Origin of the sequence: Streptomyces sp. NPDC008121 (assembly GCF_042957155.1) — a bacterium.
In the GTDB taxonomy this organism is placed as follows: domain Bacteria; phylum Actinomycetota; class Actinomycetes; order Streptomycetales; family Streptomycetaceae; genus Streptomyces.
Window position 1 is genome coordinate 506129 of sequence record NZ_JBIBHT010000001.1, and the last position, 22187, is coordinate 528315.

Genomic DNA, 22187 nt, shown 5'->3' on the forward strand with positions numbered 1-22187 from the left:
CGGGCGGCGCGCCGGCCCGGCGGCCCGGCCCGGTCGGGGGTGGCGTCGGCGGTGCGGGCCGCGGTCGGGGCTGCTCCGGGCGGGCCGGCCCGGTGCGAGGGTGCTCCCCGGCGGGCCCGGACCCGTGCAGGGCTGCTCCCGGCGGGCCCGGCCCGTGGGGGCGTGTACGGCGCCTGACCAGGCCCGCGGTGGGTCCGTCCGGCCGAATCCTTCCGCCGATACGGGGTACCGGAGGGACATGATCACCATTGGGGTCGAGGAAGAGTACTTGCTGCTCGATCCGGACACGTGCCTGCCCGTGCCGCTCGCGGACGAGGTGCGGGCGGCGGCCGGACTGGAGCCGATCGTCGAGGACGCCGAGGTCCAGTCGGAGCTGCTGCAGGCCCAGGTCGAGGTCGCCACGCCCGTCTGCGCGGATCTGGGCGAGGTGGGCGGCCATCTGCTGCGGCTGCGGCACGCGCTCGGTACGGCGGCGGAGCGCAGCGGCTGCCGCCTGGCGGCCTGCGGGACCGCTCCGTACCGGGAGACGGCGCCGGTCCCGGTCACCCGCAAGGCACGTTATCTGGCGATGTCCTCCCAGGCGCCGCAGCTCGTGGCCGAGCAGCTCGTCAACGGGATGCACGTCCACGCGGCCGTGCCGGACCGGGAGATGGGCGTCGCCGTCCTGAGCCGGATCCGGGTCTGGCTGCCCGTCCTGGTGGCGATGTCCGCGAACTCGCCGTTGTGGGACGGCAACGACACCGGATTCGCGAGCTGGCGCACGGTGGTCTTCGGCCGCTGGCCGGTCAGCGGTCCCCCGCCCCTCTTCACTTCGCTCGAGGACCACGAGACGCGCGTCCGCTCGTTGGTGGACACCGGCATCATCACCGACACCGGCCAGCTGTACTGGCAGGCCCGCCTCTCCGACAAGTACCCGACGGTCGAGGTGCGCTGCGCCGATGTGCAACTGCGCGCCGACGCGGCGGTCATGTTCGCCGGTCTCGTCCGCGCGATGACCGCGACCGCGATCCGCGAGGAGAAGGCCGGAGCGCCGCTCCCCCAGTGCACCCCCGAGCTGCTGCAGGCGGCCAACTGGCACGCCGCGCGGCACGGCCTGAGCGGTCTGCTGGTCGACCCCACCGGGCGGACGCGCCGGGCGGGCGACGTGCTCGTCATGCTCCTCGATCACCTCACCCCCGCTCTCGACGAGGCCGGGGACACCCGCGAGGTGACTTCGCTGGTGCACCGGCTGCTCCAGGAGGGCACCCCCGCGGACCGTCAACGCCGCGCGCTGGCCGAGGGCGGACCGGCGGCCCTCGCGGAGCTGATCACCAGCGAGACCGTCGCTCCCTGACGCGGTGATGCCCGGCCCCGGGGGCCCGGCGCCCCCGCTCAGGGGGCGTACGGCCCCACGTCCGCCGGTGTGAGCGGCCGCCGGAGCGGCGCCGCCGTGGCGTACTCGTCCGCCCCGACGTCACGGCTGCCGCCCCAGCGCGTGGCCGCCGACGTCCTCGGCGACGGCCGGGCTCCCCAGCGTCGCCGCGCCAATCGCCGGGCTGGCCACTGGGTGCCGTAAGGAAGGTCCCCCTGCCTCCTAGGACCTGGGTGGCAGCCGGTGCAGGGTGACCTCGCCCAGTGTGCCGTCGGAGACGGTCAGCGTCATGTACGTGCAGAAGGGCTGGCGCCTGCGGTCGGTCGGGGAGCCGGGGTTCAGCAGGCGCGGTCCGCCCGGGGCCGTCGAGTCCCACGGGATGTGGCTGTGCCCGAAGACCAGGACGTCCAGGTCGGGGAAGCGCCGGGCGCAGCGCTGTTCGCGCCCGGCGGCGGCGCCCGTCTCGTGGACGACACCGAACCGCAGCCCGCCCAGCTCGGCGCGCGCGACCTCGGGGAGCCTGCGCCGAAGCGCCGGACCGTCATTGTTGCCGTACACCCCGATCAGCCGCCGGGCCCGGGCCTCCAGCAGGTCGACGGTGGCCTCATCGATCCAGTCCCCGGCGTGGAGGACGGCATCGGCCTCGTCGATGCCCGCCAGGAGGGCCTCGGGCAGGCGCTTGGCGCGGACCGGCAGGTGCGTGTCGGAGGTGAGCAGCAGCCGCATGGGTTCACCGTAGGGGGCGGGGGTCGCCCCAGCTGGGCCGACGTGCGGAGCTAGGGCGTGTCCGGAAAGTAGCGCCGTCTGCCCGCAGGGCAGGGCCCGCGGCGTCTGGTGCGTGCGATCGCAAGGCGGAGGGTCGCCCTCGTACTGGACGTACTCGGGTGATCCCGACAACGCAGCGAGCGTACGTGCCAGGCGTCGCGGGCCAGACGGGACTTTCCGGACACGGCCTAGGGGGTGTCCCGTGTGCCCTGCGCCGACCGGAGTAAGCCTGATGCGTCCGGGGACGTACGGATCCACAGTGGACCCATGAGCAGCCACCGCCCCGTCGTCGTCCATCCGCCCTCCGGAACCGGCGGCCGCCGCGTCCACGCGGACGGGCGGATCCTCGGCCTGGCGGAGAGCGTGGCCGACGTGGCGGACCTGCTGGCCGCGATCGGCCTCGAACTCGGGCCGGACGAGGTCGCCGACTCCCCGATGATCGAATGGCGGGGCGGCGGCCCGGCGGTCTGGGCCGAATCCCCTCCGTGAGCCCGCGCGTCCCGCCGTCCGGGGGCCGTGGCGGCGGTCGGTGACGGCCGGTCAGGGACGCGGGGTGGGGGTGGAGGTGCGGGGGTCGCGGCCGGTCAGGGCGAGGAGGGTCGCGAACTCCGAGGCGCCCGGCGGGACCGGGTACGGCTCGCCGAAGACCCCGTTCTCGCGGCCCATGGGCGCCATCTCCCGTACCAGACCGACCAGTTCGCGCACCGCGTGCTCGTCGGGGGTGAACGGCTGCCCGCTCGCCCGGGCGAGGTCCCATGCGTGGACCGTCAGGTCGATCAGCGCCAGGCTGCCCACCGTCCTGGCCGGCAGTCCCATCGCGCCGCTCGTGCCCTCCTCGGCGCGGGGCGCGGACCACGCCTGCGCCAGGCGGGCGGTCTCGTCGGTGAAGCGGTCGCGCCAGTCGGGCCCGTGCGTGCCGACGTAGTCGGGGGTGGTGGAGAAGTCCGGGGTCTCCTTGGCGGCGAGGGCCCGGAAGTTGACGACGACCTGAAAGAGGTGGTTGAGGAGGTCGCGGACGGTGAACAGGTCGCAGGGCGTGGGGTCGTCGAGCCCCTCGTCCCGCAGGCCGCGCACCACGGGGTCGGCGGCGCGGGCGGCGGCCCCGAGCAGGGCGCCGATGCCGAGCGGGGCGGCCGGCGGGAGGGGCGACGGCGCGGGGTGGTTCGGTGACGGGTGGTGCGAGCCGGGCGCCTGGTCAGTGGTGTTGTCCATGGGGGCACCGTACGAGCGGGCCCCGCGCCGCGGCTTGAAGAAACGCGACATAGGATCGCCGCCATGGCGGGACCGAGGCGGGACACGCGGGGCATCGTGGACGCCTCCGCGTTGATGACGCGGGTCCGGTTCCGGCGCGTCGAGCCCGCGCCGCCGCTGCGGCCGTACGTGGAGCACTACTGGCTGGTCGACTGGGCGCTGGACGCGCCGTACGTCACGCGGGTGGTGCCGCACCCGTCGGTCAACCTCGTCTTCCAGCGCGACGGCGCCCGCGCGGCCGGGGCCGTCGTGTCCGGCGTCGGTCGGGAGCTGTTCACCCGCGAGCTGGCGGGGACCGGGCGGGTGTGCGGGGTGCAGTTCCGTCCGGGCGGGTTCCGTGGCTTCGCTCCCGCCCTGCCGGTGTCGCACTGGACCGGCCGGCAGGTGCCGCCCGCCGAGGTCTTCGGCCGCGACCTCGCGCCGGAGGTCGACGCCGTCCTCGGCCCGGAGCGGGAGGAGGCGCGGGTGGCCGCCCTGGACGCGTTCCTGCTCGGGCTCGGCCCGGAACCGGACCCGCGCGTGGAGACGGCGATGGCGCTGGCCGACCGGATCCGGCGGGACCGCACCGTACGGCGGGTCGACGCGGTCGCCCGCGCCGAGGGGCTGACCGTCCGCTCCCTGCAACGGCTCTTCGCCGCATACGTGGGGGTGAGCCCGAAGTGGGTGATCCTGCGCTACCGCGTCCACGAGGCGCTGGAGCGCGCCGCCGCCGCTCCGGGTCGGGCGGTGGACTGGGCCGCGCTCGCCGCCGAGCTGGGCTACAGCGACCAGGCCCACCTCGTCCGGGACGTCACAGCGACGGTGGGCGTGCCGCCCACGACGCTCACCCGCTGACGCGCGGGAGGCGCGGGCGGCGCGGGCGGGCTCCGGCGGCAGGGGCGACGGCGCCGGGTGGACGGGGAAGGAAAAGCCCGCCGTACGAGGAGTGGGCTCCCGGAAGCGGGGCATCCGCCTGACAGGCCCCGCCGCGTACCCCCCCGTCGCGGCGGGGTCTCCGCGTGGTCGGACACCCGGGCCGAGCCCGCGCGAGACGGGACCCGCCCTGGAACGTAAGGGGCCCCACCAGGCCGGGGGGGGTGACCGGTGGGGCCGACGAGCCCGTATGACGGGGGGAGACACAGGGGCTCGTGAGGGGAGTCTGGCACGCCCGGGCCCCTGACGGACACCGAAACGCCGTCTTCCGGGGTCGTCCGTCCGAGAATCATGCTGACGGATCAACGTCGCCCCGGGCGAAGCTCCGGCGATCGGCGCCCATGGAAGCTGAGCTTCCTGTTCCGTACCGCTCGCACTGGTCCTCCCGGAGCCCCGCCCGCCAGGCCTCTCTGTTCTCGCCGACCACACGCAATTCGCTCACTTGTTCGTTTCCAGGGGTACGCTTGCCCCATGCACGCACACCTCCAGGCCTCGCTGTTCGACCAGGGCGACGACATGCGGCTCGGACCGCTGCGCGGGCTCGAGCGGCGGCATCTGGGGAGCGGCGCCTGGATCGACCTGCTGCCCGGCTGGCTGACCGGGGCCGACGCGCTGTTCGAGGAGCTGGCAGCCGGAGTCCCCTGGCGGGCCGAGCGGCGGCAGATGTACGAACGCGAGGTCGACGTGCCCCGACTCCTCGCCCACTACCGGGAGGGCGACCCGCTGCCGCATCCGCTCCTGGAAGAGGCGCGGTCCGCTCTCTCCTCGCACTACGCCCCGGAACTGGGCGAGCCCTTCGTCACCGCCGGCCTCTGTCTCTACCGCGACGGCCGCGACAGCGTCGCCTGGCACGGGGACCGCACCGGCCGCTCCGCCACCCAGGACACCATGGTCGCCATCCTCTCGGTGGGCGATCCGCGCGACCTGGCGCTGCGCCCGCGAGGCGGCGGCGCGGCCGCCCTGCGCCTGGCGCTGGGCCATGGGGACCTGGTGGTGATGGGCGGCTCCTGCCAGCGCACCTGGGAGCACGCCATACCCAAGTCCGGGCGCGCGGTCGGCCCTCGGATCAGCGTCCAGTTCCGCACGCGCGGCGTCTCCTGACACTTCCGCCGGGCCTCCCCCGCTGCCCTCGCCGGCCGCCCTTGGTGACCGGCCGCGGTCAGAGCATGCGGCGCAGCAGTCGGTCCCGGTCGACGAACTGGTGCTTGAGGACCAGCCCGACGTGCAGGCCCAGCGCGACGAAGAACGCGATGTGCGCGGCGACGTGGAGGGGGAGGACGTCGTCGTCGCCGGCCACGAGCAGGGCCAGGCCGCTGGCGGGGACCAGGAAGGTGAGCCAGTAGAGGGCGCTCTCGGTCCGATGGGCCAGTCGCCGCTCCGCCGTGGAGAGCGTCGGCGCCCACGGCGGCAGCGGCAGAACTCGCCGGCAGACGAGCCGGGCGACACCGAGCGCGATGATCGTGACGCCCAGGACGACGTGCGTGGTCAGCAGGGCATCGTCCCCGAACGGATCGTAACGGTCGTCACCTCCACGCCCCCGCCCTCGCCCCGAGTCGCCGCCCCTCCCCCGGCCGCGCCCGCGGCCGTGCCCCGACCCCTCGGAGGCGAGGAGGTAGCCCACGGCGAACTGCGCGGCGAACGCGACGACCACGCTCCAGTGGAGCACCTTGGTGAGGGGCCGGTACCCGGCGCTGCTGGCCATGGGCCCAGTGTGCCGACGCCCTGCCCCTCCAGCGTCCTTACCGGCTGGTAACGTCCCGTCCGTCGTCCCCCGGTCGGCCTACCGCTCCCGCCTCCCCGCCCCCTCCCGTGAAGGAATCCGATGCCCCGGTCTTCCCGCTCCGCCCGTCCGGCCCGCTCCGCCCTCCTGCTCGCCGGCCTGCTGGCCTCGGCGGGCGTCGCCCACTTCGCCGCGCCGAAGCGGTTCGACGCCACCGTGCCGAGGGCCCTTCCCGGCAGCCCGCGGACCTGGACCCTGGCCAGCGGTGTGGCCGAGCTCGCGCTCGCCGCCGGTCTCGCGGTGCCCGCGACCCGCCAGGTGAGCGCCCGGGCCACCGCCGTGTTCTTCGCCGGTGTCTTCCCGGCGAACGTCAAGATGGCGTACGACTACCGGAACCGCTCGCCGCGCGCGAAGGCCCTCGCGTACGGCCGGCTGCCGCTCCAGGTGCCGCTGATCCTGTGGGCTCGCCACGCCGGCCGCGCCGGCCGCACCGAGGGCTGACGGGACCCCGGGCTCCCGGGCCCGCCCCCGGCCGTCGGTCAGGAGGGCCGGTCGGGGGCGGTGAGCGACCAGCCGAAGCCTTCCGCCCCGCCGCTCGCCCGGTCGGTCAGCGCGGAGAGGAAGTCGGCCGCGTCGAAGAGCGCGCCCGCCGGCACGACACCTCCCGGCCCGGGCCGGCCCTCCACCCTCAGGCCCTCGACGCTCCCGTTGTCGAGGGTCCTGCCGTCGAGGATCCGGGCCACCGCCTCCACCGCCAGGGGCGCGCTGATCGCGTAGATGTCCCTGCCCCGGGCCACGGCGCGCCGCTCCCGGCCATCGAAGCGCACGACGGCCTCCACGAGGAACGTCTGGTCGGAGCGGCCGCGCTCGTCGACGGCCGCCGGGGGCGCGGTGTCGGGCGAGGTCAGGTCCTCGACCGCCGCGGCGCTCATGACCGTCCGCATCTCCGGGACGTCCACGTGGCGCGGGACGGTCACGCTGTCCGCCATCGTGAACTCCCCCACCACGTCCCGGTCGCCGACCGGCGCGGGGAACGACCAGCGGGACAGGGGCGGTTCGCCGGTGCGGTACTCGAGGCTTCCGTTCGTGTGGAGGCGACGGCGGCCGTTCCGGCGTTCGCGGGAGACTCGGCCCGCCGCCCGTGTGCCGGCCGTCGGACGCCAGCTGCTCAGGGCGTACGCGGTCACCACCTCGTCCGCCTCCCGCCGGTCGCCCAGGGCCGCGGAGACGAGGAGGTCGCCGAGACCTCCGTAGAACGCCATCGCCGGGACGATCAGGGCCCCGGCCTCCCGGGCCCGGTCGTCGAACCGCGCGAACGTGTCGGCGACGGCCTCCAGCTCCGCCGCCACGTCCACGTACGGGACGCCGGCGCGCAGCGCGGCCTCGATCACCGGGGCGGCCGTCGAGGCGAACGGCCCGGCGCAGTTGATCACGGCGGCGGCGCCCGCGAGTGCGCGGTCGAGCGCGGCGGCGTCGTCGACGGCCGCCGGCCGTACGTCGAGGCCGCCGTGTTCCTCCGACAGCGTCCGGAGCCGTGCGGCGTCGCGGCCGGAGAGGACGGGCGTCCAGGCGCGCCGCAGCAGCTCGGCCACGACGAAGCGCCCCGTGTGTCCGTACGCGCCGTAGACCAGGACCGTACGGGCCGGACGGTGCGAACGGTCCGTTCGGTCGGTGTCGGCGGTGTCGGCGGTGTCGGCGGTGTCGGCGGTGTCGGCGGGGAGGTGCCGTACCGGTGTGTCGTTCATGTCCGCCATCCTGTCCGCGCGCCGCCGGCGGGCGTGAGTGGCAGCAGTGCCACGGCTCGTACACTTTCGGACATGAGCAGTGTGGCGCTGGCCGTCAGCGAGGGCGTCCCGCACTTCGAACTCGCCGCCGCCTGCGACGTCTTCGGGGTCGACCGGTCCGACCTCGTCGATCCCTGGTACGACTTCACTGTCTGCGGTCCCGCGTCCGTGGGGGTGGGCGGCCGTTTCCGGCTCGAACCCGACCAGGGGCTCGACGGGCTGCTCCGCGCGGACACCGTGATCGTGCCGGCGTGCGCGGATCCGGCCGAGGAGCCGCCCGCCGACCTGGTGGACGCCGTGCGGGCCGCGCACGAGGCCGGGGCGCGGGTGGCGTCGCTGTGCACGGGCGCGTTCGTGCTGGCCGCCGCAGGTCTGCTCGACGGGCGGCGGGCCACGACGCACTGGTGGCACGCGGCGGCGCTGGCCGCCCGCCACCCGCGGGTGCGGGTCGACCCGGACGTGCTGTACGTCGACGACGGCCGGGTGCTGACCTCGGCGGGCAAGGCCGCGGCGATGGACCTGTGCCTCCACCTGGTCCGGCTCGACCACGGTTCGGCCGTGGCCAACGCGGTCGCGCGCCGTCTCGTCGTTCCTCCCCACCGGGCCGGCGGGCAGGCCCAGTTCGTCGCCACGCCCGTTCCGGAGCCCCGTGGCCACTCCCTCGACGCGCTGTTCGCCTGGGCGTTGGCGCGGCTCGACCGGCCTCTGACGGTGGAGGACCTGGCCCGCCGGGCGGGCATGAGCTCGCGGAACCTCGTGCGCCATTTCCACGCCGTCACCGGCACGACTCCGCTGCGCTGGCTCTCCTCCCAGCGGATCCACCGGGCGCAGGAGCTCCTGGAGACGACCGACGACAGCGTCGACCGGATCGCGGCGGCCACCGGCATGGGCACCGCGACCACGCTGCGCCGCCACTTCCACCGCACGCTCGGTGTCCCGCCGGATGCCTATCGCCGCACCTTCCGCAGCGCCCGGGCCACTGCTGCGCGGTGATGTCCGAGCGCACGGACGGACGGCGGGACGGCCGGACGACGGGACGGCCGGACGACGGGACGGCCGGACGACGGGACGGCCGGACGACGGGGAAGAAGGGGAACGACGGCCCCCTCCCGTCCTGCCCACTCGCGCACTCGGGCGTTTCTTCCGGGCCACGCCACGGCGGTCCGGGGCGGCGGGCCCCCGAGGCGGGAAGGTGGGCGGATGCGTGCGAGTACACAGGCCCCCCGCACGGCGGGCGAAGGGTCATGACGTCGTCCGGGAAGCCCGACCTGTCGACGGACACCGACCCCGTTGAGCGGCGGCCGTCGCCCTGGCTGCGCCTGCTGCCGGGCATCTCGCCCGAGCGGCGCGGCTTCGTCCTGGCCTGGTGGGGCTTCGCCCTCACCTTCGGCGGGATGCGCCTGCTCACCTGGCTGATTCACGTCGACATGGCCGGGTTCGGCGATGTCGAGGCCGGCGGGATCCACCTCCACCACTACGTCTGGGGGATCCTGCTCCTCGCGGTCGTCGGCGGAGCCTCCCTCGCCGACCGTTCCGCACGCGCGCGTGCCTGGATGGGACTCGCGTACGGAGTGGGACTGGCCCTGATCGTCGACGAGGCGGCGCTCCTCATCAGCCTGGAGGACGTGTATTGGGACACCGAGGGCGGTGTCAGCATCGCCCTGGCCATCGCAGTGATCGCCGTCGCGGGGAGCGTCCTGGCGGTGACCCGCGGCCGCCGCACCCCGCGTTCTCGTACGGGCGACCGATCCTGATATGTCCGATCGGCCACGGCGGCCCGCTGCGCCCACCGTTCAGGTGTAAGGGATCTCCCACCAGGCGTCCGAGACGTGAGAACGAGAACTCCGGGGGCAGAAGGAACGGCGACTCAGGGAGGAGATTGCCATGGACGGTGACGTGTGGGGGCTGGGAGGCGTCCTGGCGGAGGCGGAGGACGCCTCGCCGGTCGAGTCCGTCGATGTCGTGGCGCGTAACCTGCAGAAGCGGTTCGGGGCGACGTGCGTGTCGTTCCTGTTCCTCGACCTGATCGGGGAGGAGCTGGTCCGGCTCACCACCGTCGACGGGGCGGAGAGCGGGCGCAGGGCGACACGCATCGGCCTGCGGGGCAGCGTGTACGAGAAGGTGCTGCGCTCCCAGCGTCTCCATGTGGAGCCGGACGGGGACGACGGCCATCTGGTGATCTCGCCGGTCACCAACCGCGGCGACTGCGTCGGCGTCCTGGAGCTGACGCTGCCGCGGGCCGACGACCCGGTGCTCCGGCAGGTGAGCGACGCCGCGCACGCGTTGGCGTACATCATCGTCACCGACCGGCGGTTCACCGACCTCTACCACTGCGGCCGGCGGACCACGCCCACCAGCCTGGCGGCCGAGATCCAGCACCAGTTGCTGCCGTCGGCCGCGTGCTGCGAGGCCGCGCAGTTCGCCGTCGCCGGCGGGCTCGTGCCGGCCGACGACATCGGTGGCGACACCTACGACTACGCCCTGGACCAGGACACCCTGCACGTGTCGATCACGGACGCCATGGGTCACGACACGGAGTCGGCGCTGCTGGCGACCCTGTTGCTCGGCGCGTTGCGCGGGGCGAGACGCGTCGGCTGCGACATCGCGGAGCAGGCCCGTCGCGCACACCGGGCGCTGCTGCATCACGACCGTGGCATCGCCACCGGGCAGTTGCTGCGCATCCGCCTCGACATCGGAAGCGTCCAGCTGGTCAACGCCGGCCATCCGCGGCCCCTGCGCCTGCGGGACGGCGTCGTGGAGGAGCTGCAGGTCTTCGCCAATCTGCCCTTCGGGGTCACCTCACCCGTCGACTACCGCGTCCAGGAGGTGGACCTGCGTCCGGGCGACCGGCTGATCATGATGACCGACGGCATGCAGGACCGCGCCGCCGCCGACGTCGACCTCGCCGCCCTCGTCCGCGAGAGCGCCGACTTCCACCCGCGCGAGACCGTACGGGCCCTGGTCACCGCCGTCCGCGAGGCCACCAAGGGCCATCTGCAGGACGACGCGACGGTGCTCTGCCTTGACTGGTACGGCACGCACCGCACCAGCCGTCACACCGAGGCCGACGAGGCCGACGCCGCGATCCGGGGCCTGCCACCCGGGGCGTGAGAGGGGCCCCGTCGGCGCCCCCTTGCTCCCCTTCTCGCACGTCACGTCACTTCACCTCACTCGATCCGGGTGTCGCCGAGGGCCTCCAGCACCTGCCGGAGGCCCTCGCCGGTCGTCGCCACCAGGTCGCGGTCCACATCGGCGAGGAGCCGCGCGTAGGTGGCGAGGTGGTCGGCGAAGGCGGCCCTGGTGACCTCGTGCCCGTGCTCGGTGAGGCGGATCCTGATGGTGCGCCGGTCCTCCCCGTCGCGTACCCGCTCGACCAGGCCCTTGGCCTCCATCCTGTCGATGCGGTTGGTGATCGCGCCGGACGTCACCATCGAGGCCTTGAGGAAGGCTCCGGCGGTGAGGGCGTACGGCGGCCCCGAGCGCTGCAGCGTGGTCAGTACGTCGAACTCGCCGTACTCCACGCCGTGCGCGGCGGCCGCGGCCTTGGCGGACTTGTCGACCACCCGGGCCAGCCGCTGGATCCGCGCGAACAGCTGCACGGGCCACAGGTCGTCCGCCACGTCGGGGCGCTCCTCGATCCACTGACCGATGATCGCGTCCACGGCATCGCTCATCGCCGCACTCCTCTCCATGTTCATCTTCTCAACGTTAAGACACTTGACGCTGAGAGAGTCGGGCTGCTTTTATTTCAACGTTGAGATTATCAAGGCTGAACGACAGGAGCATCCCATGTCCGAGCTCGCCCTCCACCCCGTCGCCCAGGACCTCCTCTTCCGCGAGGCTCGTACCGCGAACACCTTCACCGACGAGCCGGTGACGGACGAGCAGCTCCGGGCGGTGTACGACCTCGTCAAGTACGCCCCGACCGCCTACAACCAGGCTCCGCTGCGGATCGTCCTGGTCCGCTCGGACGAGGCGCGCGAGCGGCTGCTGACCCACATGGCCGAGGGCAACCGGCCGAAGACCGCCGCCGCGCCGCTGGTCGCGATCCTCGCCGCCGACAACGAGTTCCACCAGGAACTCCCCGCGCTTCTCCCGCACTTTCCGCGGGCCAAGGACCTGCTCTTCGCCGACCGGCCGGTCCGCGAGGAGTCCGCCCTGCTCAACGCGACGCTCCAGGCGGCCTACTTCATCCTCGGCGTGCGCGCGGCGGGACTCGCGGCGGGGCCGATGACCGGGTTCGACTTCCCGGGCGTCCGGAAGGAGTTCCTGGACGACGACCACACCCCGCTGATGATCGTGAACATCGGCCGGCCGGGCGAGAACGCCTGGTACCCGCGCTCGCCGCGACTCGCGTACGACGAGGTCGTCACGACCCTCTGACCGCCCCGCACCGCGCCGGACAGCACTGCACCGCACCGGACCTCACCGCGGCCGGCCCGGGCCGTCCGCGCCACCCTCGCCCCACCCCGTTCGTACCGTCCGCCCCGGCCGCTCCCGGCCCGCCCCCCGGAGTCCACCGTGCCCCTGCTCGACCGCGCCCCCTCCCCCGCCCCCGCCACGGGGACCGCTCGAAATACCCGGCACGTGCCCGCCGTATGGCTGGCGTTACTGGCCACTCCGCTGGCCGCGAGTGCCAACAGTCCGGTCCTGATCCTTCCGGACATGGCGGACGCGGTCGGTGTCCGTACCCCCACGGCGACCTGGCTCGTCACGGTGTTCGCCTGGGCCGTGGCGGTCGGCACCCCGCTGATGGCGGGCCTGTTGCGCCGCCGCGGCCTGGGTGCCGCGCTCCGGCTGAGCGCGGTGCTGATCGCGGCGGGCACGGTGGTCGTCGCCGTGGCGCCGTGGCTGCCGCTGGCGATGGCGGGCCGGGCGGCCCAGGCGATGGGCGGCGCCGGTCTGGTCACGGCGGCGATGAGCCTGGCGGGGTCGGTCCGCCGGATGGGCGTGATCACGGCGGGCTTCGGGACGCTCGGCGCGGTCGGGCCGCTCCTCGGCTCGTCACTCGCGGGCGCGGCGTCCTGGCGGGTCTCCCTCGCCGTCGGAGCGGTCGCCCTCCTCGCCCTGCCGGCGGTCATGCGCCGCGCCGACCTGTCCGCACCTCCTGCAGCCGGGCGCACCCCGTTCGACGGCCGGGGCGCCGTTCTGCTGGTCCTGCTGGCGACGGCCCTGGTCCTCGTGCCGCGCTTCCCGCTCCCCGCGGCGGCCGCCTCCGCCCTGGCCGCCGCGCTGCTCGCCCTGCACATCCGGTCCCGGCCCACGGGCTTCGTCCCGGTGTCCCTGCTGCGCAGCCGGACGTTCGTCCTCTCCACCGCGCTCGCGTGCGCCTTCGCGACCTCGTACTTCACGCTCCTCTTCACCGTCCCGCACCTCCTGCGCGACCGCACCGACTGGTCGACCGCCACGATCGGCACCGGCCAGACGCTCGCCCTTCTCACCGGCTCGGTGCTTTCCATGGTGCTGGCGGCGGCCTCGGCCCGGATGGGCCGGCCGCGGGTCCTGACGATCCTCCTCGCGGTCGGCGCCCTGGCCCCGCTCACCGCGGCCCTGACCCCCTGGCCGTCCCTGCTCCTGCCGGTCGCGACGCTGGCCGTCTTCACGACGAGCGCGGGCCAGGCCACCCTGGCGGTCTACGCGACCGGGTCCGCCGCGCCCGCGCAACGCGCCACGGCGATCGGCCTGTTCAACCTCGGTTACCAGCTGGGAGGCGCCTTCGGCCCGGCGCTGGCCGCCCTGCTCATCCTCGGCGGCTGACGCGCGCGCAGCGCGAACCCGCCTGCGCCCGCACGCCGTCCGCGGCGTCACGGGCGTGGCCGCTACCGGGGCCGCCGTACCAGGAATTCGTTGCCGTCCGGGTCGAGCATCGACGCCGGCCCGCCGTCTCCCGCGCCGGTGTCGGTGCGCGTCGCGCCGAGCGAGATCAGGCGGTCGAGCTCCGCGTCCCAGTCGGTGCCGGCGGGGACCGCCAGTTCGAAGAAGAGCCGGTTCGTGCCCTTCTTCGGCGCCACCGGAGGACCGCCCCACGTGATCTTCGTACCGCCGTGCGGCGACTGGATCGCGGTCTCCTCGTCCTGGTCCCAGACCAGCGGCCACCGCAGCGCCGCGCTCCAGAAGTAGCCGACCTCCCGCGTACCGTCACAGGCCAGCGCCCCGATGGACCCGGTGTCGGCGAGGAACGCATTGCCCGCCTCGATGACGCAGAACTCGTTGCCGTCCGGGTCGGCGAGCACCACGTGCCCCTCCTCCGGACGCTGCCCGACGTCGATGTGCTCCCCGCCGCGCTCCAGCGCCCTGGCCACCGTCTGCAGCTGGTCCTCCGGGGAAGTGCTCGTCAGGTCGAAGTGCGCCCGGTTGGGGCCGGACTTGGGCGCCTGGCTCGGCAGGAACCGGATGCGGAACCCGGCGGGATCAGGGGGCAGGATCGCGAGATCACCGTCCGGACCCTCGGCCGTCTCCCAGCCCAGGACCCCGGCCCAGAAGCGCGCCAGGCCCGACGGCCGGGTCGCATGGAAGCACACCGCGAACAGTTGACTGGTCACGTCCCCGCATCTCCGATCCACAGACGGCCGGAACGGCGCCTCGCCGTCCGGCGAGCGCAGCCTAGAGGGGTGGTGCGGGCGACCGCACGCGAGTTTCCGCCGGCGGGGCGATCGGGCAGCACCGTCAGCCAGCGCCCCTCACGCTGCCGCCATCCCGGACGGGAAATGGTCACACCCCCTAGCTTTCACCGCGCTCCTGCCGTGTCGGCCGGTCCGGGACGGCGGCCGCGGGGAGGAGCGGTCGGAGGGCGCCGAGGACCGCGCCGACGCAGACGTCGCGCACCTGCGCGCGCGTGCAGGTCTCGTGCGTGAGCCAGTCGACGCACAGGACCTGGACGAAGACGAGCCAGCTCTTCAGTACGCCGGACACGGCTTCGCGGGCGGTATCGTCCGCGAGCGGCAGAACGGCCAGGAGCCGCGCCCGCAGCGCGTCCAGCTCGTTCGTCATGATCGTCTGGATCACCGGGTCCCCCGCGAGGACCCGGTTCGCGGCGAGGACGGCGTTGCGGTTGGCCACGAAGTAGTCGAGATGGACGTCCATGCCCTGGACGAGCTGTTCCACCAGGGAGTCGGCCGGATCGAACCGCGTCCGGGCGAGCAACCGGTCCGCCGCATCCTGGTAGACGGCCGCGAAGAGGGCGTGCTTGCTGGAGAAGTGACGGTAGAGCAGGGCGCGGGAGACCCCGGCCTCTTCGGCGACCTGCTCCATCAGCACGTCATCGTACGGGTGGGCGGCGAAGAGCCGGGCACCGACGGCAAGGAGCTGAGCGCGCCGGCCCTCGGGCGTGAGCCGCTGGCGGGGAGGCATTCCCCCAGTCTAGTTGACATGCGTCTACTTGGCCGCCACGCTACTAGACGCATGTCAACTAGCGATCGCCCCACCAGGCCGGGAGGGACCATGGCCAAGGTTCTGCGCTTCCTCGTACAGCTGACGGGATGGTCCTGCGTGGCCATCGGCCTGCTCCATCTGGCCCTCGGCAACGCGGCGATCCCGGGGGCGGGTTCGGCCGGGGCGACGGTCGACAGCTGGGGCCGGTTCATGGGGGCCGGCTTCGTCGGCTACGGCCTGGCCTGGCTCTGGGCGGCCCGGCAGCGCCCGATTCCGGCTTCGGCGGTGCGGTGGCTGGCCGGCGTCCTGCTGCTGGGAGCCGCGGGGCGACTGCTCTCGCTCGCCGTGCACGGGTGGCCGCACGGCTTCCAGGTCGCGTTGACGGTGATCGAACTCGCCCTGCCGCCCGTCTTCTTCTGGCTGGCGGAAGCAGAAGAGCGCGCCCTGCGCGGCGACACGGAGGCCACCCCGGCCGGCCGGTGAGCGTCCGCCGGAGCGGGTGTCCGTGCACGCCCGCGGCCGCCGACCGCGGTCGGAGTACCTTAAGGGAATCGTCATGGGTGCCGCAGTCCCGTTCCATGCCGACAAAGGTTTCCGGCTGGAGAGGGGTGCGTCATGGAACGCAGGGTGAGGACAAGGCTGGTCGCCGTGGGCGCCGCCGTCGGTGTGGTGGTCGCCCTCGGGGTGGTGTGGTTCCAGCCGTGGCGGCTCTGGGTCGACGAGACCGTGCGGGAGGCCCTGCCCGCCGTGGCCGCGACGGCATCGGGCGAGCCCGCGGCGGCCGGATCCCCAGCTCCGGGTCCGCGGACCGTCGCTCAGGGGACGTTGATCAGCCACGAGCACGCCACGACGGGTACCGCGAAGATCATCCGGCTGGGGGACGGAAGCCACACCCTCCGCATCGAGGGCCTGGACACGAGCAGCGGGCCCGACCTGCGCGTCTGGCTGACCGACGCACCGGTCAGGAAGGGGACGGCCGGCTGGCGCGTGTTCGACGACGGGAAGTACGTGAGTCTCGGCAAGCTGAAGGGCAACAAGGGGGACCAGAACTACGCGCTCCCGGCCGGCGTGCAGTGGAGCACCTACACCAGCGTCAGTATCTGGTGCGATCGCTTCGACGTCTCCTTCGGCGCGGCCGAACTGACCCGCGTCTGACCGGGAGTTGCGACCGCTGCGACATGGTCTCCCCGCCGGACGGCTATTCCGCCACCCGTCCCGGCGCCTGCGGGGCCGATCAGTGGGGCCGGGCGCGGCGGGACGAGGGCTGGGTGGCGGTCGGCGTTTCTGTACGGAGGAGAGCCGTACGGGCCTGGTCGACCGCCTCCTCCGGGTCCAGCCGGGTGCCCCTGTCGTACGCCTCCGCGAACGCGGCCGCCCCCAGTGCGGCCCGCGCCGCGGCGGTGACACGGTCGACGTCGGCGCGTTCGGCGGGTGGCAGCGGGGCCCCGGCGCGGCGCCGGGCGGCGGACGCCGCGCCCAGGAGGACGGCCGCGTGGCCGGCCGCGGGGGCGTGGCCGGGGAGGGCGGCGGCGCCGGCGAGGCCTTCCAGGGAGAGGGCCAGGGCGCGGGGCTCGCCGAGGGCGCGGGCGATCTCCAGACCGGCCAGGTGGTGGGAGGCCGCCCCGCGCGCGTCGCCGCGCAGCTCGGCGACGAAGCCCAGTTCGGCCAGGAGCAGATGGTCCCCCGCCTGGGAGGAGACGTCGGCGTAGCCGTCACGGATGTTCAGCAGGTACGCCTCCGCCCCGTCGAGGTCCCCCGAACGGCGGGCGCCGAGGGCGAGGCCCATCTCGGAGTGGATCTCGCCGTACTTGTAGCCCTGCTCGGCGGCGATCCGGCGCGCCTGCGCGTGCAGGTCGCGTGCGCGGTCCCAGTCACGGGCGAGCAGCGCGAGCCGGCCGAGACCGGAGAGCCGCGCGGACACCTCCGCCTCCAGACCCCACTCCCGGGCCATGCGCAACCCTTCGTGCTGGCGGCGTTCCGCGTCCTCGTACGCCCCCTTGATCTCCGCGAGCGCGGCGAGCGGGGACACGGTCTGCAACTCACCCCACCGGTCGCCCAGTTCGCGGAAGATCAGAGCACTGCGCAACCCGTCCCGGCCGAGCCCGGCGAGGTCGCCGCGGACCAGCGCAAGCGTGGCGCGCAGGCCGAGCGCGGCGGCGGTGCCCCACTGGTCCTCCGCGGTGGTGAACAGGGTGAGGGCACGGGTGTTCAGCTCATCGCCACCGACCGGGTCCCCCGCGCTGAAGAGGCCGTACGCGCAGAGCCAGAGCGCACGGGCCCGGCGTACGGGGTCGGGGATGGTGTCGGCGGTCGGGGCGGCGGTGGCGGTGAGGCCGCGACCGTCCACCGTCGTGGCCGCGGCCGTGTGGTCGCCGGTGAGCAGGGCGAAGGCGGCATGCAGCAGGGCGAGTTCGGTGGCCCCGGCGGGGGCGGGAGAACGGGAGCCGGCCAGGCCGGACGCAGCGGGAGAGCAGGAGTCGGCCGGGCCGGCTGAGGCGGGATCGGTGCGGTCGGGGGCGCCTGGAGTCGCGGCCAGTACCATGCCCAGGCTGCGGCGGGCCTCCGTGAGGCGGCCGCGCAGCAGCCACCACCAGGCGAGGGCCGTGACCAGCCGGACCGCCTCTTCCGGCTGCCCGGCCCCCGCCCGGCGCACCGCCTCGTCGAGCGCCGAGCGCAGATTGCCGGCCTCGGCGTCCAGCCGCGCCAGCCAGGGCCGTTGTCCGGCGCCGCGCAGCCGCGGCTCGGCCTGTTCGGCCAGGGCCCGGTAGTGGCGCAGGTGCCGGTCCCGTACGGCGGTGAGGTCCTCCATCTCGTGCAGCCGCTCGGTCGCGTACGCGGCGACGGACTCCAGGAGTCGGTAGCGGGGGCCGGTAGGCCCTTCCGCCACGACCACCAGCGACCGGTCGACCAGCCGGGTGACGAGGTCCAGCACCTCGTCCCGGGCGACTCCGTCCCCCGCGCAGACCGCCTCGGCGGCTGCCAGGTCGCAGCCGTCGCTGTGGGCGGCGAGGCGGCGCAGGACGATGCGTTCGGGCGCGCTGAGCAACTCCCAGCTCCAGTCGATCACCGCCCGCAGGGTCTGCTGGCGGGCCGGAGCGCCGCGCTGTCCCAGGGTCAGGACCCGGAAACGGTCGTTGAGGCGCGCAGCCAACTCCCGTACGCCGAGGGCGCGTACGCGGGTGGCGGCCAGCTCCAGCGCGAGGGGGATGCCGTCGAGCCGGCGGCAGATCTCGGCGACGGCCCGGCGCTCGGGCTCGTCCGGCGCGCCGGGGTCGCGCGGGAAGCCGGGGGTGGCGGCGGCGGCGCGCTCCATGAACATCCGGACGGCGTCGGCGGGCGGCAGCGGCTCGACCAGGAACATCGCCTCGCCCGCCAGGCCGAGCGGTTCCTGCCCGGTGGCGAGGACCCGCAGGCCGGGGGCGGTACGCAGGAGCAGCTCCGTGAGTTCCGCGGCGGAGTCGACGACGTGCTCGCAGTTGTCCAGGACGAGCAGGGTGCGGCGGTCGCGGAGGGCGGCGGCGAGGCGGTGCGGCAGGGAGGGGGTTCCGGTACCGGTGCCCGGCAGCGGGCGGGGGGCGTCGTCGCGGATGCCGAGGGTGGCGGCGACGACCTGGGCCAGGTCGGCGGGGGTGCCGGCGCGGATGCCGGAGAACTCCACGAGCCAGGTGCCGTCAGCCAGTTCGCCGGCCCGGGCACCGTCCCGCTCGGCGGTCGCCGCCGCCACGGCCAGTCGGGTCTTGCCGACGCCGCCGGGTCCCGTGAGGGTCACCAGCCGGGCGTCGGCGAGCAGGCAGGAGAGGTCGGTGAGTGCCTGACGCCGGCCGACGAGGGGGGTGAGGGGGACGGGGAGGTTGGAGTGGGACGGCGGGGCCGCGGCAGGCGGGGTGCCCGCGGCGCCCGCCGCCCCGGACGAGGCCCCCGCGGCGCCCGCCGCTCCGGACGAGGCCCCCGCAGCGGGCGAGGTGCCCGCGCCCGACAGAGACCCCGCGGCGGGCGACCCGAACCGGGCCCCCGCGGCGTGCGGAGCGACCGCGCCGAACCGGGCTCCCGCGGCAGGCGAGGTGAGCGGGAGCGCCCCGGTCACCCCGGCGTGCGGGCCGGGCGTCGTGCCTTGTGCGGGCGCCGGGTGCGCCGGTCCCGCGGGGCCGCCCGCCGGAGCCCCGTACGCGTACGCCCCCGCGCTCAGTCCCGGCTCCTGCCGCAGCACCGCCCCGTGCAGAGCGGCCAGTTCGGGGCTCGGGTCGACCCCCAGCTCCCCCGCCAGCCGGATGCGCAGCTCCTCGTACGACGCGAGCGCCTCGCTCTGGCGCCCCGCCGCGTACAGGGCCCTCATCTGGGCGGCGCGCAGGCGCTCCCGCAGCGGATGGAGCGCTACGAGGTCGGCGAGCTCCCCGGCGAGGAGCGCGTGGTCGCCCGCCTCCAGGCGCGCCTCCGCCTGCTCCTCCCGTACGGAGAGCCGCTGCTCCGCGAGGCGCTGGGCGGCGCCCCGTACGAAGAGACCGTCCGCGAAGTCCGCGTACGCCGGTCCACGCCACAGCTCCAGCGCCTCCGTGAGCAGCGCGGCCCGCGCGCGCGGGTCCCGGAGGGGGCGGGCCTCGGTCACCAGGGCACGGAACCGTACGGCGTCCACCTCGTCGCCGCCGTCGAGCCGCAGCCGGTAGCCGGGGGGCTGGCGGACCACCCGGTCGCGGCCGATGACCCGGCGGAGCTGGGAGACCTTGGCCTGGAGGGCGCCCGAGGGCTTGCCCGGAGGGGCGTCGCCCCAGAGGTCGTGGATGAGCCGGTCGGCCGAGACCGGCCCCCCGTCGTGTGCGAGCAGGTCCGCCAGCAGGGCCCGGACCTTGGCCTCGGGAACTCTGACTTCCCGCCCCTCGCCGTCCCACACCGCCAGTGGCCCGAGTACCCCAAACCGCATAGCCGTCACCGTACATGTCCGGCGGACCGGCGCCGCGGCCGTCAGCCGCCCCGAGGTTTTCCCGAAGCTTCCCCGAAGTGCCCGGGCGCAGAGTCGTCCCCATCGGTGGCACCACCGCGCCGGTGAGGAACGGGCGCCCCTGGAGGGAGCGGCAACCATGACCAAGTACGCGCGCCGAAGAGCCCTGGTCGCCGGCGAGGCCACCGGCATCGGCCTGGCCATCGCCAAGCGTCTCGTGGAGGGCGGGGCGGCGGTCCTGCTGACCGCCCGCACCGCGGAGGAACGCGCGCACGCGATCGCCGAACTCGGCTCCACCGCACGGGTCGTCGCGCCGTCGGCCGTGGAAGCCGCCCTCGCGGGAGACGGCGCCACCGACCTCGGCGGCGTCGGTCTCCTCTTCGCCGACGCCATCCCCACCGCGCGCCCCCTGCTGCCGCACGTCGAGGACGGCGGGGCGATCGTACTGACCGCTCCCACCCCGTGCCACGACGCCGTGCGGGCGTTCGCCGCCGAGCTCGCCTTCCGGGGCATCCGCGTCAACGCGGTGGCCCCGGGATGTATCGAGGCGCCGGGCTCCGGCGCCGTACCCCTGCCACCGCTTGGGCGCCTCGGTGCCGCCGAGGAGGTGGCCCGCGCCGCGCTGTTCCTGGCCACCGAGGCGACGTTCACGACCGGGGCCCGGCTCCCCGTCGACGGCGGCCTCGGGCGCCCGTGAACCGGCCGCGCCCGACCACGACCGCCTCCCCCGCCCGCTCACCCCCATCCACCTTCCGTCCCCGGACCCACACTCCCCTTCCGGAAACCTGGAGCACACCCATGAGCACCGCACCCGACACGGCGCCCGTCGCCGCCGCGGCCCCGGACACGAGGAGCGGGAGCGACGAACAGCAGAAGCTTCCGCTCTTCGCGCTGCTGGCCCTCGCCACCGCCGTCTTCATCACCAGCCTCACCGAGACCCTGCCCGCCGGCCTGCTGCCCGCGATGAGCCAGGACCTGCGGGTGAGCGAGTCCGCGACCGGCCAGACGGTCACCGTCTACGCGATCGGCACCGCCCTGACCGCGATCCCGCTCACCGCGGCCACCGCGGGCTGGCGGCGCAAGAAGCTGCTGCTCACATCCATGGGCGGGTTCGCCCTCGCCAACACCGTGACGGCCGTGTCGTCGGTCTACGAGCTGACGATGGTGGCCCGGTTCGTCGCCGGTGTCGCCGCCGGTGTCGCCTGGGCCCTGCTCGCCGGGTACGCCCGCCGGATGGCCCCCGTCCACCTCCAGGGCAAGGCGTTGGCCATCGCCATGGCCGGCATCCCCGTCGCGCTCTCCCTCGGCGTGCCCGCCGGAACGTTCCTCGGCGAATGGCTCGGCTGGCGCGTGGCCTTCCTGTCGATGACGGTCCTCACGGTCGTGCTGCTGGTGTGGATCTTCGCGGCCGTGCCGGACTTCCCCGGCCAGGAGCGCGGCGAGCGGCCGAAGCTGCTGCGGACCCTGCGCATCCCCGGCGTCTCCCCCGTCCTCTTCGTCACGCTGGTCTTCGTGCTGGCGCACACCATCCTGTACGCGTACATCGCCACGTACCTCGACGACCTGGGCCTCGGCGGCTCCACCGGTCTGATCCTGCTGGTCTTCGGCGGCGCCTCGCTGGCGAGCATCTGGATCGTCGGCGCGCAGATCCACCGACGGCTGCGGGCCCTCACCGTCGGCGGAGCCCTGCTCGTCGCCGTCGCCGCGCTGCTCCTGGCCGTCCTCTCCGACACCACCGCCCTCGTCTACCTCGCCGCGGTGCTGTGGGGGCTGGGCTGGGGTGGCGTGCCCACCCTGCTGCAGACCGCCGTCGGTGACGCGGGCGGCGAGTCCGCCGACGCGGCCCAGGCGATGCTCGTCACCCTCTGGAACGTCGCGATGGCGGGCGGCGGCATCGTCGGAGGCATCCTGCTCGACGTGATCGGCAGCGAGTCCTTCCCCTGGACGGTCCTGCTGCTCCTGCTGCCCGTGATCGCGGTCGTGCTCTACGCCCGCCGGGCGGGCTTTCCCGCCCAGCGGCCGGAGGCCCCGGCCGAGGTGGCCTGACGACCGAGCGCCGGAGGACACCCTGCCCGTCGTCCTCCGGCGGTCATCCGTCAC

General features: G+C 74.7%; 22 protein-coding genes. 14 read left to right on the forward strand and 8 right to left on the reverse strand.

Going from position 1 to position 22187, the window contains the following annotated elements:
• Positions 1 to 238: 238 nt before the first annotated feature.
• The gene (locus ACFZBD_RS02290) at positions 239 to 1333 is read left to right on the forward strand and encodes a glutamate--cysteine ligase (RefSeq protein WP_391133911.1); all 1095 of its coding nucleotides are present in this window, start codon (positions 239 to 241) and stop codon (positions 1331 to 1333) included.
• Between the two features lie 240 nt (positions 1334 to 1573).
• Here the strand turns inward: ACFZBD_RS02290 and ACFZBD_RS02295 are convergent, their stop codons facing one another.
• On the reverse strand, positions 1574 to 2077 hold the full coding sequence (locus ACFZBD_RS02295; protein WP_391133914.1) for a YfcE family phosphodiesterase: 504 nt from the start codon (positions 2075 to 2077) through the stop codon (positions 1574 to 1576).
• 306 nt (positions 2078 to 2383) lie between these two features.
• Here ACFZBD_RS02295 and ACFZBD_RS02300 point away from each other — a divergent pair, with 306 nt between their 5' ends.
• Positions 2384 to 2605 (forward strand): hypothetical protein, encoded by a 222-nt coding sequence (locus ACFZBD_RS02300; protein WP_391133917.1) that lies wholly within the window; start codon positions 2384 to 2386, stop codon positions 2603 to 2605.
• Between the two features lie 51 nt (positions 2606 to 2656).
• Here ACFZBD_RS02300 and ACFZBD_RS02305 read toward each other — a convergent pair whose 3' ends face one another.
• On the reverse strand, positions 2657 to 3328 hold the full coding sequence (locus tag ACFZBD_RS02305; RefSeq protein ID WP_391133920.1) for a TIGR03086 family metal-binding protein: 672 nt from the start codon (positions 3326 to 3328) through the stop codon (positions 2657 to 2659).
• Positions 3329 to 3391: 63 nt separating this feature from the next.
• On the opposite strand from ACFZBD_RS02305, the gene ACFZBD_RS02310 reads away from it, so the two are divergent.
• The gene (locus tag ACFZBD_RS02310; RefSeq protein ID WP_391133923.1) at positions 3392 to 4201 is read left to right on the forward strand and encodes a DUF6597 domain-containing transcriptional factor; all 810 of its coding nucleotides are present in this window, start codon (positions 3392 to 3394) and stop codon (positions 4199 to 4201) included.
• A 549-nt stretch (positions 4202 to 4750) separates the two neighbouring features.
• Positions 4751 to 5380, forward strand: coding sequence for an alpha-ketoglutarate-dependent dioxygenase AlkB (locus ACFZBD_RS02315; RefSeq protein WP_391133926.1), 630 nt, complete (start codon positions 4751 to 4753; stop codon positions 5378 to 5380).
• 58 nt (positions 5381 to 5438) lie between these two features.
• Here ACFZBD_RS02315 and ACFZBD_RS02320 read toward each other — a convergent pair whose 3' ends face one another.
• Entirely contained in the window at positions 5439 to 5981 is a 543-nt protein-coding gene (locus ACFZBD_RS02320) for a cytochrome b/b6 domain-containing protein (RefSeq protein WP_391133929.1), read from the reverse strand.
• 120 nt (positions 5982 to 6101) lie between these two features.
• Between ACFZBD_RS02320 and ACFZBD_RS02325 the strand changes: the two genes are divergently transcribed.
• Entirely contained in the window at positions 6102 to 6500 is a 399-nt protein-coding gene (locus tag ACFZBD_RS02325; protein ID WP_391133932.1) for a hypothetical protein, read from the forward strand.
• A 38-nt stretch (positions 6501 to 6538) separates the two neighbouring features.
• Here the strand turns inward: ACFZBD_RS02325 and ACFZBD_RS02330 are convergent, their stop codons facing one another.
• Positions 6539 to 7744 (reverse strand): saccharopine dehydrogenase NADP-binding domain-containing protein, encoded by a 1206-nt coding sequence (locus ACFZBD_RS02330; RefSeq protein WP_391133934.1) that lies wholly within the window; start codon positions 7742 to 7744, stop codon positions 6539 to 6541.
• 72 nt (positions 7745 to 7816) lie between these two features.
• Here ACFZBD_RS02330 and ACFZBD_RS02335 point away from each other — a divergent pair, with 72 nt between their 5' ends.
• From ACFZBD_RS02335 to ACFZBD_RS02345, 3 genes are all read left to right on the forward strand, one after another.
• Positions 7817 to 8776 carry a helix-turn-helix domain-containing protein gene (locus tag ACFZBD_RS02335; protein WP_391133937.1) on the forward strand — a complete coding sequence of 320 codons (960 nt, stop codon included), beginning with the start codon at positions 7817 to 7819 and terminating at the stop codon, positions 8774 to 8776.
• Positions 8777 to 9027: 251 nt separating this feature from the next.
• Positions 9028 to 9537 carry a hypothetical protein gene (locus ACFZBD_RS02340; RefSeq protein WP_391133940.1) on the forward strand — a complete coding sequence of 170 codons (510 nt, stop codon included), beginning with the start codon at positions 9028 to 9030 and terminating at the stop codon, positions 9535 to 9537.
• A gap of 130 nt (positions 9538 to 9667) precedes the next feature.
• Positions 9668 to 10894 (forward strand): SpoIIE family protein phosphatase, encoded by a 1227-nt coding sequence (locus ACFZBD_RS02345; RefSeq protein ID WP_391133943.1) that lies wholly within the window; start codon positions 9668 to 9670, stop codon positions 10892 to 10894.
• 56 nt (positions 10895 to 10950) lie between these two features.
• Here ACFZBD_RS02345 and ACFZBD_RS02350 read toward each other — a convergent pair whose 3' ends face one another.
• Complete coding sequence (locus ACFZBD_RS02350) at positions 10951 to 11457, reverse strand: MarR family transcriptional regulator (RefSeq protein ID WP_391133946.1); 507 nt, start codon at positions 11455 to 11457, stop codon at positions 10951 to 10953.
• Between the two features lie 115 nt (positions 11458 to 11572).
• Between ACFZBD_RS02350 and ACFZBD_RS02355 the strand changes: the two genes are divergently transcribed.
• Together ACFZBD_RS02355 and ACFZBD_RS02360 are read left to right on the forward strand one after the other, a co-directional pair.
• The gene (locus ACFZBD_RS02355; protein ID WP_391133949.1) at positions 11573 to 12166 is read left to right on the forward strand and encodes a malonic semialdehyde reductase; all 594 of its coding nucleotides are present in this window, start codon (positions 11573 to 11575) and stop codon (positions 12164 to 12166) included.
• Positions 12167 to 12304: 138 nt separating this feature from the next.
• Positions 12305 to 13540, forward strand: coding sequence for an MFS transporter (locus ACFZBD_RS02360; RefSeq protein WP_391133952.1), 1236 nt, complete (start codon positions 12305 to 12307; stop codon positions 13538 to 13540).
• A 62-nt stretch (positions 13541 to 13602) separates the two neighbouring features.
• On the opposite strand, the gene ACFZBD_RS02365 is transcribed toward ACFZBD_RS02360, so the two are convergent.
• Together ACFZBD_RS02365 and ACFZBD_RS02370 are read right to left on the reverse strand one after the other, a co-directional pair.
• A complete protein-coding gene (locus ACFZBD_RS02365; protein WP_391133955.1) occupies positions 13603 to 14325 on the reverse strand; it encodes a VOC family protein in 723 nt (240 codons plus the stop codon).
• 178 nt (positions 14326 to 14503) lie between these two features.
• Entirely contained in the window at positions 14504 to 15133 is a 630-nt protein-coding gene (locus tag ACFZBD_RS02370; RefSeq protein ID WP_391133958.1) for a TetR family transcriptional regulator, read from the reverse strand.
• 90 nt (positions 15134 to 15223) lie between these two features.
• Here ACFZBD_RS02370 and ACFZBD_RS02375 point away from each other — a divergent pair, with 90 nt between their 5' ends.
• A complete protein-coding gene (locus ACFZBD_RS02375; protein WP_391133961.1) occupies positions 15224 to 15637 on the forward strand; it encodes a DUF4345 family protein in 414 nt (137 codons plus the stop codon).
• A 132-nt stretch (positions 15638 to 15769) separates the two neighbouring features.
• Complete coding sequence (locus tag ACFZBD_RS02380) at positions 15770 to 16309, forward strand: DM13 domain-containing protein (protein WP_391133964.1); 540 nt, start codon at positions 15770 to 15772, stop codon at positions 16307 to 16309.
• A gap of 79 nt (positions 16310 to 16388) precedes the next feature.
• On the opposite strand, the gene ACFZBD_RS02385 is transcribed toward ACFZBD_RS02380, so the two are convergent.
• Complete coding sequence (locus tag ACFZBD_RS02385; RefSeq protein ID WP_391133967.1) at positions 16389 to 20069, reverse strand: BTAD domain-containing putative transcriptional regulator; 3681 nt, start codon at positions 20067 to 20069, stop codon at positions 16389 to 16391.
• A gap of 157 nt (positions 20070 to 20226) precedes the next feature.
• Here ACFZBD_RS02385 and ACFZBD_RS02390 point away from each other — a divergent pair, with 157 nt between their 5' ends.
• Together ACFZBD_RS02390 and ACFZBD_RS02395 are read left to right on the forward strand one after the other, a co-directional pair.
• Positions 20227 to 20784 carry an SDR family oxidoreductase gene (locus ACFZBD_RS02390; RefSeq protein WP_391133970.1) on the forward strand — a complete coding sequence of 186 codons (558 nt, stop codon included), beginning with the start codon at positions 20227 to 20229 and terminating at the stop codon, positions 20782 to 20784.
• Positions 20785 to 20885: 101 nt separating this feature from the next.
• Positions 20886 to 22133 (forward strand): MFS transporter, encoded by a 1248-nt coding sequence (locus ACFZBD_RS02395; protein ID WP_391133973.1) that lies wholly within the window; start codon positions 20886 to 20888, stop codon positions 22131 to 22133.
• Positions 22134 to 22187: the final 54 nt, after the last annotated feature.